The sequence below is a fragment of the Treponema rectale genome, from assembly GCF_014202035.1.
In the GTDB taxonomy this organism is placed as follows: Bacteria; Spirochaetota; Spirochaetia; order Treponematales; family Treponemataceae; genus Treponema_D; species Treponema_D rectale.
In genome coordinates, this window is the sequence record NZ_JACHFR010000002.1 from 503268 (window position 1) to 516922 (window position 13655).

The window sequence follows — 13655 nt, forward strand, 5'->3', positions numbered from 1 at the left end:
TAAGGAGCTTATAATGAAAAAGACATTAATTAATCAAATCCAGACCGAAATGTCTGGTGTACTGAACAATGCTCAAAGACAGAAACTTAGTGAAGTCCTTGAGCATTGTTTTTTTAACGTGGATGTTGTTGCCTTAGGCAAAGAGAATCTTATTCAAAGCAAATCTAATCAAATTTTGAAAGAAGAATTTCTTTCGGCTAAGCAAGTTGAAGGTTGTTCGGAACGTTCTGTAAACTATTACAGTTCAACTTTAGATAACCTGATAAAATCACTTGTAAAACCATTTAATCAGATAGAAACAGAAGATTTACGTGTTTATTTGAGTGAGTATCAGAAAAAAAACGATGCTTCAAAGCAGACAATTGATAATATTCGCCGTATTCTTTCCAGCTTTTTTACCTGGCTTGAGGATGAAGATTACATCCTAAAAAGCCCTGTCCGTCGCATTCATAAAATAAAGACTATGAAGCAGGTAAAAGAGACTTACTCTGATGAAGCATTGGAAAGACTCCGGGATAACTGCAAAACTATTCGTGATTTAGCCCTGATTGATATGCTTGCTTCTACAGGTATGCGTGTTGGAGAACTTGTAAAACTAAATAGAGTTGATGTTGATTTTGTAAACCGGGAATGTGTTGTACTTGGTAAAGGCTCAAAGGAACGAGTTGTATATTTTGATGCCAGAACTAAGCTGCATTTACAGAATTATTTAAATTCCAGAACTGATGAAAATGAAGCTTTATTTGTAAGCCTTCTTGAACCTCATAACAGACTTGAAATTGCTGGTGTTGAAATAATGCTTAGGAAACTCGGCAGAAGTCTAGATATTAATAAAGTTCATCCGCACAAATTCAGGCGTACTTTGGCTACACGTGCAATCGACAAAGGCATGCCAATTGAGCAGGTTCAGAAGCTTTTAGGTCACCAAAAGATTGATACAACTATGGAATATGCCATTGTAGACCAGCAAAATGTGAAAAATTCACATAAAAAGTATCTAAGTTAAAAAAGGTAGGAATGGGAGAGAGTTGAACTCTCCAACTGTGAATACGCATTATTTGTTTCGGGTTCCAGAAGTCTCAGATTCTTTCTAGCAACCCGGGCATCCCACAAGAAAAACACAGTCCCCATATTACTATAATAAAATCAACTAAATTCATCCAAAGCTCCTTATCACATACCGTATGAAAAAGGAATGTAAGGGTTGCTAGAATGATAGTCACAGAGCTTACTGAAAACCCCAAATAAGGTCTATTTGTAATATCAATATATCAAAAATAATCAGAAAGATAAATCCCGATTTATCGAGATGTTTGGGGATAATCCAATTGAAAACGGAAAATGGAAAGTTGAAAAACTAGGTAATCTTGGTTTATGTAAAAATGGAATGAACTTCAGTTATGAAGACAATGGCTTTGAAATAAATTGCCTTGGTGTCGGAGATTTTAAGGATAATGCTGTAATTTCAAATTGTGAAAAGCTTCCAGTTATCTCACTAAATGAGAAACCTTCGGAAGAATACTTATTAAAAGACAATGATATAGTTTTTGTTCGTTCAAATGGAAATAAAGAACTTGTTGGAAGAAGTGTTCTTGTACATCCTCGAGTATTAACAACTTTTAGTGGATTCTGTATTCGATTCAGACTTTCAACAGATTCAATTAATCATTTATTTTTACTTCAATTTCTAAAAATACCAAACACAAGAAAAAATATGGCTGGACGAGGTGCTAATATTCAAAATCTTAATCAACAAATTTTATCAAATCTAGATATACCAGTCCCTCAAATTGAACTCCAAAACGACTTTGCAACCTTCGTTCAACAAATCGACAAATCAAAATTTGAAATAGCAAATAGCCTAAAAAGGTTGTACAATAAAGAAAAGTTATCTTAAAAGGAAAGCAGTTTATGGCAAACTTTGATTTCTTGACTTATGATAAAAATTATTTCGCCTTTAGCCAGATGGCCATTTAGGCAGAACTTCAATATAACAAAAATACTGTTTTTGCTGCTTTTGCTGCGCGTAAATCTTTGGAGCAGGCTGTAAAATGGATGTATTCAGTTGATCCGGATTTACATAAACCTTATGACGATTCCATTCAAGTTCTTGTTCATGAATCAAGTTTTGTAAATGCTGTTCCTTCAAATATTCGTCACGACATGCAGCTTGTTATCAAAGTTGGTAATTCAGGCGTTCATGATACTCTTTCTGTAGAAAAGAAATATGTACTTCTTTCTCTAAAGGCTCTTTTCAATTTCTTAAACTGGCTTGATTACACTTATGGGGCTGATTATAAACAGCGTACATTTAGTGAAGATGCAATTCCTAAAAACAAAGTTATAGTTGCCATTAAAAAGCCTTCTCAGGATGAACTGCAAAAATACAAGGATGAGATTGAATCAAAAGATAATACAATCGAAGAATTAAAAAAGCAGCTTGCAGAAGCACTTTCTGCTATTCAAAATAATAAGGATCATCCGTCTAATAAGCCTGAACTTAAGGTTGAAGATTTAACTGAATTCCAGACAAGAAAGATGTTCATTGACGAAGATCTTAAAACTCTTGGATGGCGAATAGATCAGGTTCAGGTTATTGAGGAATACAAAGTTGATGATATGGAAGGCATTCCCGGAAAGACAGGTTATATAGATTATGTCTTGTTTGGGAAAGATGGTTCTCCGCTTGCCGTTGTTGAAGCAAAGAAAACTACAAAAGATCCGAATGTTGGTAAGCAGCAGGCTGTTTTATATGCAGATTGTCTTGAACGAAAGTTCAATCGACGTCCATTTATCTTCTATACTAATGGCTTTGAGACCTTCTTCTGGGATGACAGTCAGTATGCACCTCGTTCTGTAAGCATGATTTTTGCGATGGCTGATTTACAGAAACTTATGGATAGACGGAATTTTCTTTGTGATTTGAACAGTGTAAAAATCAATACAGAAATTTCTGGCCGTCCATATCAGATGAAGGCAATCCGCTCAATCTGCGCTGAGATGGAAAAGAAAATCCGCAAGTTCCTGCTTGTTATGGCAACTGGAACCGGCAAGACAAGAACCGCAATCAGCATTGTTGATGTATTGAGTCGTGCTCATTATGTTTCAAACGTGCTCTTTCTTGCAGACCGTATTCAGCTTGTTGAACAGGCTTACGATGCTTTCCGTGAAAATTGTCCGGATGTTACTGTCTGCAATCTTCTGGATGCAAAAGACAAAGCAGAAAACAAAGGTGCACGAATCGTATTCAGTACATATCCAACTATCTTAAATGCTATTGATACTGAGAAAAATAAAGACGGAAACCGTACATTTACTCCGGCTCATTTTGATTTGATTATCATTGATGAGGCTCATCGTTCCATCTTTAAGAAATACCGGGCAATCTTTGAATACTTTGATGCATATCTTGTAGGACTTACGGCAACACCTCGTCGTGATGTAGATAAATCAACTTTTGAATTCTTTGAACTTCAGGATGATGTTCCAACTGATGTTTATGAATATGAAACTGCTGTTGCGGCTAATTATCTGGTTCCATATCATGCAATTGAAAAGACTTCAACATTCCTTGATGAAGGAATCAACAAAGATAATCTTAGCGAAGAAGATTTAGAGAAGGTCCGCCGACAGGAAGAAGAAAGCGAAGAACCTTTTGAGGAGATTCCTCCAAAGGCAATTAACGAATATGTATTCAATGAAGATACAACTCGCCAGGTTCTTGAAGACTTAATGACAAAAGGAATTAAAACTGGTGGCGGTGATAAACTTGGTAAGACAATCATCTTTGCTTACAACAAAAATCACGCCCAGCACATTGTAGACACTTTTGATAAATTCTGGCCGCAGTATAAAGGTAAGATGTGTCAGAGAATTGTCTGCGATGATTCAAAAGTAAAATCCACAATCAAAGAATTCAAGAAATCAGATTCTCAGTTACAAATTGCTGTAAGTGTTGATATGCTTGATACTGGTGTTGATATTCCTGAAGTTGTAAATCTTGTTTTCTATAAAAAGATTCGAAGTAAGATAAAGTTCTGGCAGATGATAGGACGTGGAACTCGTCTTGCTCAAAATCTTGTATGTACGGATGAAACAGGTTCTTATGTTGGAAAAAAGTATTTCTATATTTTTGATTATCTAAGAAACTTTGAATTCTTCCGTGAAGAAAAAAACGGCATAGAAGGTGCTTCTGGAAAATCTGTAAGCGAAAGAATTTTTGCTCATAAGTGTTCAGTAATAAAACTGTTGCAGGATTCAAAAAATTTATGTCATTCCGAACTTGATTCGGAATCTCAAAATCTCTTTCTTACTTACCGTGACCAGCTTGTAAACGAAGTTCATGCTCAGATTTCCGCATTAAATACATCGCTTACACCTGTTCATCTTGTTTTGAAGCATGTCCTTAAATTTCAAAATGAAAAGAGCTTTGAATGTCTGACCGATGAAGATGTAATGAATCTTACAAAGTACATTGCTCCACTTGTTTTCAACGGAGAACTAGACCAGTATGCAAAAGGCTTTGACAATTTCTGTTATGGAATAATGGAAGCGCAATTATCAAAGCAATCCATAAGTTTTTATCGCTCAAAGATAAAAGTTGTTGCAGAAAAACTTTTAACTAAAGCTTCAATTAAAGCAGTGAGAGATCATTTACCAAGATTGCAGCATCTTTCTGTTAATTCTTATTATGATGACTTAAATGTTGTTGATTATGAAGAAATTCGTAAAGAGATTCGCGATCTTGCACAATTTTCTGTAGATAACAGATATGATCCTATTTTTGTCGATTATGATGATACAGTAATAACAGTGGATGTCCCTGCCGGTGCACAAAATCCAACGCCTGCAGATAACTTTGAGGAATATAAAAAGAAAGTTGATGCCTATCTTTCTGAACATATGAAAGATGAATCTATAAATAAGTTACGTACAAATCAGCCGCTTACAAAGAATGACTTTGACAGCCTTAATCATATTTTCAAGGAAGAGCTTGGTAATGAAAAAATGTTTAATGAGCTGAGTGAGGGCAGAAGCTTAGGAATTTTTATTCGCTGGGCTACAAAGATGGATAAAGATGCAATAAATAATTATTTTGCAGAATTTATTAATGATGCCAACATGAATAATCTTCAGATTGAATTTGTTCAGCGTCTTATAAACATTATCGTGGAACAGGGTGAAATTAATGTGGATGCCTTAATGAAAGGCCGAGCACCATTTGACCGTCCAAAACTTTTTACTGTTTTTGGAACTGAAGCTCAGAACAGGATTTTCGCTGTTGTTCGTAGTATAAACATGAATGCTCGGGAAGTGGCATAGTTTTTGTTAAGCCGTATATACAAAATTCTCTTTTCTTGGGGCTGCTTTAGGAAGTTCTGCGGAAGCAGGGTAGCCTAAAATCAGGTGGGCGATTCCTTCCCATTCACCTTCAATTCCAAGATCTTTAAGAATTTTCTTACCTTCGTCTGATTCGAATTCTTCTTTTGCACGGTGAATCCAGCAGTTACCTATTCCTAAAGAAGAGGCTTCTGCCATCATGTTTCCCATTACAAGTGAACCGTCATAGACTGCTGTTGGAAAATCTTTCTGAGCAAGAACTATAAGGAGCTGCGGAGCACCATAGAAAGGATCAAATTCCGGATTGCCTAAAACAGCTGCATTCATTTTTGAAAGTCTGTCACGTAATTCTCTTGAAGTTACGCTTATAATAATAGTTGCCTGTTTTCCTTTGCCGCTTGCTGCATATTTACCTGCGGTCAGGATTTTATCAAGTTCTTCTTTGGTTATAAGCTGGTCTTTGTAAGAACGGCAGCTTCTTCTTGAAATAAGTTCATTTAAAATATCAGACATAATGCCTCCTATATAATTGTATACAATGTAAATGTGTTCTCTGTCAATAAACAGGTCGTTATTAATAGAGTAAGGCTGTAAAAAGTGGTTGCATCAATAAAAAAATTTGCTCCTTGGAAAAAAAATCAGTATATTTTATTAAAAAGATATTCAAATACGAGGTTGAAAGAAATGGCAAAATATCAGTTTCAGACTGAAGTAAATCAGCTTTTAAAATTAATCATTCATTCAATGTATTCTAATAAGGACATTTTTTTACGCGAAATCGTATCTAATGCAAGTGATGCCCTTGATAAACTTAAATATCTGACTGTTTCGGATGATAAATTCAAGAATATTAATTTTGATCCAAAAATCGATATAACATTTGATGAAGGAAAGAACACTCTTACCGTACAGGATTGCGGTATCGGTATGGATGAAAAAGACCTTGGAGACAATCTTGGTACTATTGCACGTTCAGGAACCAAGGCTTTTATTGAACAGCTTTCTCAGAGCGGAAATAATAATTCAGATTTAATCGGTCAGTTTGGTGTCGGCTTTTATTCAGCATTCATGGCTGCAAATAAAATTGATGTTTACACCCGCAAGGCCGGCGGTGACGGAAAAGCCTGGCACTGGTCTTCAGACGGAACAAATGCTTACGAAATTGAAGAGCTTGATGTAAACAGTGATGCTGCAAAACAGTATGGTTTTGATAAGACAGAAACTTTTGGTACTGCAATTGAAATGCATCTTAATGATGATTCAAAAGATTATGCTTCCCGCTGGAAGATTGATGAATTAATCAAGAAATATTCCAATCATATTGCATTCCCGATTTTCCTCCATTATACACAGACAAAGTATGATAAAGACGGAAAAGCAGATGGAAGCGAAAATAAAATTGAGCAGGTAAACTCTGCAAGTGCTTTGTGGAAAAGATCAAAGAGTGAACTTAAAGAAGAAGATTACAATACTTTCTACAAGACTCTTGCACACGACGGAACAGATCCTCTTCTTCACATTCACACTCATGCAGAAGGAACTCAGGAATATACAACACTGTTCTATGTTCCTAAGACAGCACCGTTTGATATGTACCAGGCAGATTATAAGAGCGGCGTAAAACTTTATGTAAAGCGCGTATTCATTACTGATGATGATCGTGAACTTTTGCCTGCTTACCTTAGATTTGTTCGTGGTGTTATTGATTCTGAAGATTTGCCTCTTAACGTAAGCCGTGAGATTCTTCAGCAGAACAGAATTCTTGATGCAATAAAGACACAGTCTGTAAAAAAACTCCTTGGTGAATTCAAGAAGCTGGGTGAAGATGCTGCAAAGGCCGCTAAGGCAGAAAAACCAACTGATGAAGAAAAAGCTAAGATTGAAAAATGGAATACTTTTGTAAGTCAGTTCAATCGTCCTATGAAGGAAGGTCTTTATTCTGACTTTGGTAATCGTGATGAAATTGCAGAAATCGTTCGCTTTAAGAGTACGGCAGAAGAAGGAACTGGTGATAATAAATGGACAAGTTTTGCTGAATATGTCGGACGCATGAAGGCTGATCAGAAAGCTATTTATTATATTACCGGTCGTGATGAAAAGAATCTTCGTACATCTCCGCTTCTTGAAGCTTACAAGAAGAAGGGCTTTGAAGTTCTTATCTGTGCTGATGAAATTGATGACATCGTTATTCCGGCTTACGGCAAATATAAGGACTACGAGCTTAAGTCAGTAAATCGTGCAGGCAGTGATGAAGAACTTGGCGTAGATAAAGAAGAAGCTAAAAAGAAGGAAGAAGCATTTAAGCCTGTTCAGGAAAAAATCAAGAAGGCTTTGGGTGACAGGGTAAAGGATGTTGTTTTGAGTAAGCGTCTTTCTGACAGCCCGAGCTGCATTGTTATTGATGAAAATGATCCGTCTCTTCAGATGGAACGCATGATGCGTGCAATGGGTCAGGGCAACGGTAACTTTGTAAAACCGATTCTTGAAGTAAATGCAGATCATCCGGTTGTTAAAAAGATAGAAGCTGCTGATGAAACAGTTACTGCACAGCTCAGTGAAGTTCTTCTTGATCAGGCACTTCTTATCAGCGGTGAGGAACTTAAAGATCCGGCCGCATTTGTAAACGCACTTAATGCTTTGATTAAATAATGAATAAAAGATAAAGCTATTTAATGCAGCAGCCTTTCTGGTATTTTTACCGGGAAGGCTGTTTTTTTATTTAAAATCAACTGTTTTCAAAACTTAAAAACTTCCTATGCAGTAAAAGAAAAAAATGTTATCTTAAGACAGTATTGAAATTATTTTATGAGGCAAGTTAATGAAACAAGTGGGATGATACCTGCATCACTGCAGTTATTACCCGCTGGGAAAATTAATTTAGATATGGAGAAAAATGAAAAGAAAACTGATAACGTTCTATGTTTTTGTAATGTCCAGCATTTTAGCTATGGCAGCAGGTTCAAAACCACTTGAGAATACAGATTATATCATAAGTTGGAATTTCAGGGACGAATTTTTTGGTGAAATGGGAGAAAGAGACCCTGGTCCTGCTTTTTTTAAGCAGAACACAGATTATCAAGTTTACTGGACTGCAGATATCAAAAATAATGATTATCTGATAACGATTACAAAAAACAAAAAAGAATTGTCCTATAAGCTTTCTAATTTAATTGACACTAACGATTACTTTAGCGAAAACGCAACTTTAGAAATTATATTTTATCCTGAAGAAAACAGACTGAATATGTTATGCTTTTTTGATTATTGTGATATTAAAACAAGTATATTTATCATCTGTTTTGATTTTAACTTAAGTAAGGTTACTGTCGGGTCAAAAATTACGTACAGCGGATTAATTAGATCAATGATTTCTTCTGCTTCTGAAAGATATGAAGATGCACTTCAAAGGTTGTTTGTGACTGATAAGAAAAATGAGCCTTTGAGTTTTTATTTAAAGAAAGATGAACTTACCAATTTCTATACAAAAGGTATTTTCTGTACGCTGGAAAATTCCATACTTACGATGAATGCTTCAGATGAACGTAGTCTTTACAAGGATGAATATAAAAAGCTGGAAAAAAATTTTCCACAGTTACTTTCAGTTGAAAAAGTAGTTGGCACTTCAAAGAACTGCATGGTTTCAGATTTTTCACTTATTGCAAAAAGTGAATTGAAGGAAGGAGCAACTGTTTATTCAGCTTCAAATATGAAAGAATTTTCAAATACACCATGGGTTCCTTCATTAAATTATACAGATGAAGAGATTGTAATTGAAAGCTCAGAAAATATGAACGGTTTATATTTCTGTAATGGTTTTTATAGAGAAAACAGACAGGATTTATATTTTAAGAATAACCGCGTAAAGGAAATTGAAATTATATATCCGGAGTCTTTTGGATTTAAGCATAATGTTGTTTTAATTGATACGGCACAGCCCCAGTATATTCCTTTGCTTAATTGTGAATGCAAGGAAATCAAAATAAAGATAAAATCAGTTTATAAAGGAACTGATTATAATGATACCTGCATTAATTGTATTATTCCGGTTACGGAACAGCCTTTTAAAGTATTAAAATATTGGGGAAAGTGATAATTCTTTTATGGGAGTGATTATATGAAAAAGTATTTTTTATTATTAATTGTTTTTTCAATGCAACTTGCTGTTGCACAGGATTTTAATTTTTCTCCTTTTGAGTACATTGATTATGTTCATCCTGCTCAATCTAAGAATTTTATTTATAAAGATTCTAATGTTATATTTTGTGCTTCTTATGATACAAAAAATTCAATAAAACTGGATATTAATTATCCGGGTAATTATTTTAGAACGTTTTCAAAACGAAATGATTCTGGATATCAGTTTTATTCGTATAAACTTGAAGATGGTACTCCATACAGAGATTATTTTTTGGAAGGGAAAGGGATAATTATAATATTTCAAACAGAAGATAAAAATATTGAAAAAGTATCTTTAACAGATTTTCAAAAATGGGAAGCAGGGTATTGGAAAAAAATAAAATATGACACAAGTCTTAGAGAATATGGTCCTACTTCAGAAAATGGATGCGGTGTATGGATTTATGATGACGGAATAAATTCTATAAACTCTTCTTCATTTCTTTCGGAACAAAATGAGAATTATTCTGCAAGAAATGTAAAAGATAAAATTTATGTTGAAACAAGTATTGAAGCCATGAATTATTCTTATGATTCCATTACACCACCGTGGGTAGAGGGGGTAAAAGGCTATGGAATCGGCGAATGGCTTGATATTGAATTTAAATATAAATCAGACGAACTTCAAATCTTAAATGGATTTGTTGATTTCAGGCGGCAGTATTTATATAAAGAGAATAGTCGTGTAAAAAAGATTCTGATAGAAAGTATATCTCCAAAATTTTCAAAAGAATATGAATTAGAAGATTTAGTTAAGTATAATGTAATTAAATTACCTCAAAAAACAGATCACATACGGATTACAATAAAAGATGTTTATAAGGGTGATAAATATGATGATACATGTATATCATCAATTCTTGTAACCGATCCATCTAAACCTTCTTTTGAAGAACAGCAGTCCCGTATAAAGCAAATGTTAATCGACTCAGGAATTATTCGTAAATGAAAAAAACTCTGCTTTTATTTTTTTTATTTATAAATTCATTTTTTGTTTTCTCATATGAGAAGTCAAGTCTGTATGGAAGCTGGATTGAAAAGAAAGATTGTCAGCGGGTGCAAGATGAATCAGATTTGATTTATTTGAATTATGAAGGTATTAAAAACATATATGATGTAACGATAAATTTTTTTATTAAGAATGAATTGTTCATATTTCAAAAGTTTGGATATGGTCCAGTCTACATACAGGCATGTGAAAAGATAAATGATAATACTTTTAAGATGACTGTAGTCAATAATCTTGAAGAAGAAAAAGCTCCGGCTGTAAATGTTGTAATTCAATTTATAAATGATGATGAGATTCTTTTGAAGCCAGAAGATGAAAAATCGTTTTATGTCTGGGGAAATATTAAAGAGATAAAGCTTGTCAGGTTTTCTGCTTTGGCGGATAAAAATAAAAATACTGGTATGATTAATGATTCAAATGTCAGATTGAGACTTAATCCGAATCTTGATTGTGAAACATGGGGAAATCTTCAGAAAGGAACTAAAGTAATAATAAAGGAAAAGTCAGAAAATCTTTTTGAAATTGATGGAGAAAAGTGGTACTGGTTTAAGGTTGATGCAGATAATTTTCCTGATGGATGGATTTACGGAAAATATTTGGATTTTTACAATTAGAGAATTATAAGTTATTGTTTCCAGGTGAGATAGAGAAGTATGGAACGAATGTGTCGAGTAGAAAAAAGAATTGGAGGATGGTAATATGCAAAGAATAATTACTGTATTATTCATGTTTATTACTTTAAAGTAATTGAAAGTAGAACATTTTGAAGATAAAGGAGTAATGATTAATGAAGAGTTTATTTATTTTGCTTTTAGTTTTATTATTTGCAGGCTGTAGTGGTAAAAGGGAGTTAAAAGCAGACAGGTCTTCTAAAGAAGTTTCAGAAAAAGTAACTTTAGAAAAAGTTGATACTGTTAAACCTTCAGCCTCTGATACAAAAGAAGTTCCAGAAGTAAAAGAAGAAGTTCAGGCAGCAGTAGAAACACGTGAAAGAATCCGGGACTTTGAGTGGTATGTTGGAACCTGGTTAAAAGTTGCATATGAAGACTACTGGAATAATGAAAGTGATACTGAGTCAGTTGAACTTAAAATTAAAAAAGAGAACGAAAAATTTACAGCGATTTTAACTGAAGGAGAAAAAGTTTCTGAAGGAGAATTATATGTAGATAAATATTTTCTGCCAAAAAATCTTCCAGAGGAAGAACAGTTAAAATATGATAACAGTGATTATCTTGTAGCTGATTTTAATAGGTTAAGATACTGGATTAGTATTTGTTATGATGGCAGTAAAAGAGACCGCATAGCTCTTAATCTTGATGATATAGATGTATATATTTTAGAAAGAGAAGAATGATTTATATGAAAAAAATATTATTTTTATTATCAGCATTTTTTTTACTGGAATCATGTACGAAGAAAAATGATGACAGTAAAAAAGAGGAATCTTCTCGTTTTGAATTAAATGACCCCGGAAGTTTAAATACAGAAGATATTAATCATCTGGGTATGACAGATATAAATAGTTTTGAAGAATTACATGACAGATTATCGTCTGATCAGAAAGAAAGCATAGATCTTTTTGAATTGAATGGTATCGACATTCATTCTTTTAAAGGTTTGGAAGAATTTGAAAATCTGATTATTATTGATTTAACAGATTGTCTGATAGAATCATTTGAGGATGTTGCATTTTCTAAAAAAGCAGAGAGGGGATACCATTCTCTTTATTGTTATAACTGTAGCATAAATAATATAGACAGTATTTCTAAAATGGATACATTGTCAGAATTGAAATTAAGTAACTGTAGTTTTACTAATCATTCGTTTATTAAACTATCTGAAAAGTTAAAGGATTTGCATTTGGAAAGTTGTCCAGATTACAAAAAATTTTTTAACGTTGTTTATCCAAATCTTCAGGTATTGTGTTTAAGAGATAATAATATCTGTCAAAAAGATGAACTTGAAAAAATCCTGGAGAAATGTCCTGCTGTTGAATATATTTATTTAGGGGATAATCCTATTTATGAACAGATAAAAGATAATGTTATCGATATGGGAAAATACAGCGAAATGATTTTTGAAAACTGTATTCAATGAAAAAAATGAACATGTTGAAGAAATTTATACTCTCTAGCGTTATATTAATATTTTCTTTTAAGGGCTTTACTTTTGACATCGATGAAAAGTTTGAAGTAAAGACACCAAACATGATTGTAAAAATAGATGATCAGGTTGGGTTTTTATATGATTTTAAGTATCAGATAAAAAAATTAAGTGACTTTGTTGCTGATCCTGACGGATGGTATTCTTCAACTATTTGTGGAAATAAACTTTATGTAATTTTTGGTTCAAATTATTTTTTATATCACTCGAACAAAGATTTGTATTACCCAAAGTCACCATCTAAGTTTAATTTTGGCAGTTCATTTTTAAAAGCAAAAAATTTTGATGAAGAAATTAAAACCATTTTTACTCTCTCATATTCAGAAATAAAAAATCCGACTCTAGATGATTATTTTGATGAGATTAAAAGCATAATAAAAAGCGTAACAGTTCCTGATATGCTGATTGAACAAATCAACGGAAATCAAATTAAGTATGATACCTATGATATGGAGCATTATTATATTGGTGATTGGGAGATGGGAATGCAGTTATTCCGTTATGGTGCCAGGCCCTGGGCAACTTCAAAAAATCCTGTGGGCATGAATATAAAAATGGATTTTAAAGAAGCTCAAAATTCAATTGTAATATTGAATGGATATGTTCATCCTGATAAACGACATTTATATAAAGCAAACAGAAGGTTAAAGAAAATTAGAGTAACCAGTCCGGATGCAAATTTTTATGTTGAGTCAGAATTTGAAGATACAGTTCATTTTCATGAAGTAAAATTTCCGGAGCCTGTTACTTCAGTTAACATTGAAATATTAGATTACTACGAAGGTAATAAATATAAAGATTTATGCGTACAAATGTTTGGTGTTAGAAATTTTTCATTTTTAAATGAAAACTCAATTAGAAACCTTTCTTTTGATTATCTCATGCGGTATAAAAAATATGAAGAGTAGAAAAGATAATTGGGGGATGTTAGTGAAATAATAAATCACTTTATGGTCCTATATGGAGA

Annotated in this window: 11 protein-coding genes; 10 read left to right on the forward strand and 1 reads right to left on the reverse strand. The window is 33.4% G+C overall.

Features of this window, described 5'->3' with window-relative positions; all coding sequences use genetic code 11:
• Window positions 1–13 precede the first annotated feature (13 nt).
• The 3 genes from xerA to HNP77_RS06855 all read left to right on the forward strand — a co-directional run bounded on the left by xerA (window position 14) and on the right by HNP77_RS06855 (window position 5322).
• A complete protein-coding gene (xerA, locus tag HNP77_RS06845) occupies window positions 14–1006 on the forward strand; it encodes a site-specific tyrosine recombinase/integron integrase (protein WP_184652434.1) in 993 nt (330 codons plus the stop codon).
• A gap of 303 nt (window positions 1007–1309) precedes the next feature.
• A complete protein-coding gene (locus HNP77_RS06850; protein WP_184652435.1) occupies window positions 1310–1897 on the forward strand; it encodes a restriction endonuclease subunit S in 588 nt (195 codons plus the stop codon).
• 158 nt (window positions 1898–2055) lie between these two features.
• Window positions 2056–5322 (forward strand): type I restriction endonuclease subunit R, encoded by a 3267-nt coding sequence (locus tag HNP77_RS06855; RefSeq protein ID WP_221266537.1) that lies wholly within the window; start codon window positions 2056–2058, stop codon window positions 5320–5322.
• Between the two features lie 6 nt (window positions 5323–5328).
• Here the strand turns inward: HNP77_RS06855 and HNP77_RS06860 are convergent, their stop codons facing one another.
• Window positions 5329–5853 carry a nitroreductase gene (locus HNP77_RS06860; protein WP_184652437.1) on the reverse strand — a complete coding sequence of 175 codons (525 nt, stop codon included), beginning with the start codon at window positions 5851–5853 and terminating at the stop codon, window positions 5329–5331.
• A gap of 171 nt (window positions 5854–6024) precedes the next feature.
• Between HNP77_RS06860 and htpG the strand changes: the two genes are divergently transcribed.
• The 7 genes from htpG to HNP77_RS06895 all read left to right on the forward strand — a co-directional run bounded on the left by htpG (window position 6025) and on the right by HNP77_RS06895 (window position 13596).
• Window positions 6025–7989 (forward strand): molecular chaperone HtpG, encoded by a 1965-nt coding sequence (gene htpG, locus HNP77_RS06865; RefSeq protein WP_184652438.1) that lies wholly within the window; start codon window positions 6025–6027, stop codon window positions 7987–7989.
• Window positions 7990–8233: 244 nt separating this feature from the next.
• Window positions 8234–9430, forward strand: coding sequence for an NADase-type glycan-binding domain-containing protein (locus HNP77_RS06870; RefSeq protein WP_184652439.1), 1197 nt, complete (start codon window positions 8234–8236; stop codon window positions 9428–9430).
• A 24-nt stretch (window positions 9431–9454) separates the two neighbouring features.
• Entirely contained in the window at window positions 9455–10465 is a 1011-nt protein-coding gene (locus HNP77_RS06875; RefSeq protein ID WP_184652440.1) for an NADase-type glycan-binding domain-containing protein, read from the forward strand.
• The gene (locus HNP77_RS06880) at window positions 10462–11139 is read left to right on the forward strand and encodes an SH3 domain-containing protein (protein ID WP_184652441.1); all 678 of its coding nucleotides are present in this window, start codon (window positions 10462–10464) and stop codon (window positions 11137–11139) included. Before HNP77_RS06875 ends, HNP77_RS06880 begins: the two co-directional genes overlap by 4 nt.
• 173 nt (window positions 11140–11312) lie before the next feature.
• The gene (locus HNP77_RS06885) at window positions 11313–11879 is read left to right on the forward strand and encodes a hypothetical protein (protein ID WP_184652442.1); all 567 of its coding nucleotides are present in this window, start codon (window positions 11313–11315) and stop codon (window positions 11877–11879) included.
• A 5-nt stretch (window positions 11880–11884) separates the two neighbouring features.
• Entirely contained in the window at window positions 11885–12622 is a 738-nt protein-coding gene (locus HNP77_RS06890) for a leucine-rich repeat domain-containing protein (protein ID WP_184652443.1), read from the forward strand.
• Window positions 12619–13596, forward strand: coding sequence for an NADase-type glycan-binding domain-containing protein (locus HNP77_RS06895; RefSeq protein WP_184652444.1), 978 nt, complete (start codon window positions 12619–12621; stop codon window positions 13594–13596). The genes HNP77_RS06890 and HNP77_RS06895 overlap by 4 nt, the downstream gene beginning before the upstream one ends.
• Window positions 13597–13655: the final 59 nt, after the last annotated feature.

Excerpts from the sequence above, each read along its gene's own strand:
- HNP77_RS06870 (WP_184652439.1), top strand. The coding sequence starts at position 8,234 with ATGAAAAGAAAACTGATAACGTTCTATGTTTTTGTAATGTCCAGCATT.
- HNP77_RS06875 (WP_184652440.1), top strand. The coding sequence starts at position 9,455 with ATGAAAAAGTATTTTTTATTATTAATTGTTTTTTCAATGCAACTTGCT.
- HNP77_RS06855 (WP_221266537.1), top strand. The coding sequence starts at position 2,056 with ATGTATTCAGTTGATCCGGATTTACATAAACCTTATGACGATTCCATT.
- HNP77_RS06895 (WP_184652444.1), top strand. The coding sequence starts at position 12,619 with ATGAAAAAAATGAACATGTTGAAGAAATTTATACTCTCTAGCGTTATA.
- xerA (WP_184652434.1), top strand. The coding sequence starts at position 14 with ATGAAAAAGACATTAATTAATCAAATCCAGACCGAAATGTCTGGTGTA.
- HNP77_RS06880 (WP_184652441.1), top strand. The coding sequence starts at position 10,462 with ATGAAAAAAACTCTGCTTTTATTTTTTTTATTTATAAATTCATTTTTT.
- HNP77_RS06890 (WP_184652443.1), top strand. The coding sequence starts at position 11,885 with ATGAAAAAAATATTATTTTTATTATCAGCATTTTTTTTACTGGAATCA.
- HNP77_RS06885 (WP_184652442.1), top strand. The coding sequence starts at position 11,313 with ATGAAGAGTTTATTTATTTTGCTTTTAGTTTTATTATTTGCAGGCTGT.
- HNP77_RS06860 (WP_184652437.1), bottom strand. The coding sequence starts at position 5,853 with ATGTCTGATATTTTAAATGAACTTATTTCAAGAAGAAGCTGCCGTTCT.
- HNP77_RS06850 (WP_184652435.1), top strand. The coding sequence starts at position 1,310 with ATGTTTGGGGATAATCCAATTGAAAACGGAAAATGGAAAGTTGAAAAA.
- htpG (WP_184652438.1), top strand. The coding sequence starts at position 6,025 with ATGGCAAAATATCAGTTTCAGACTGAAGTAAATCAGCTTTTAAAATTA.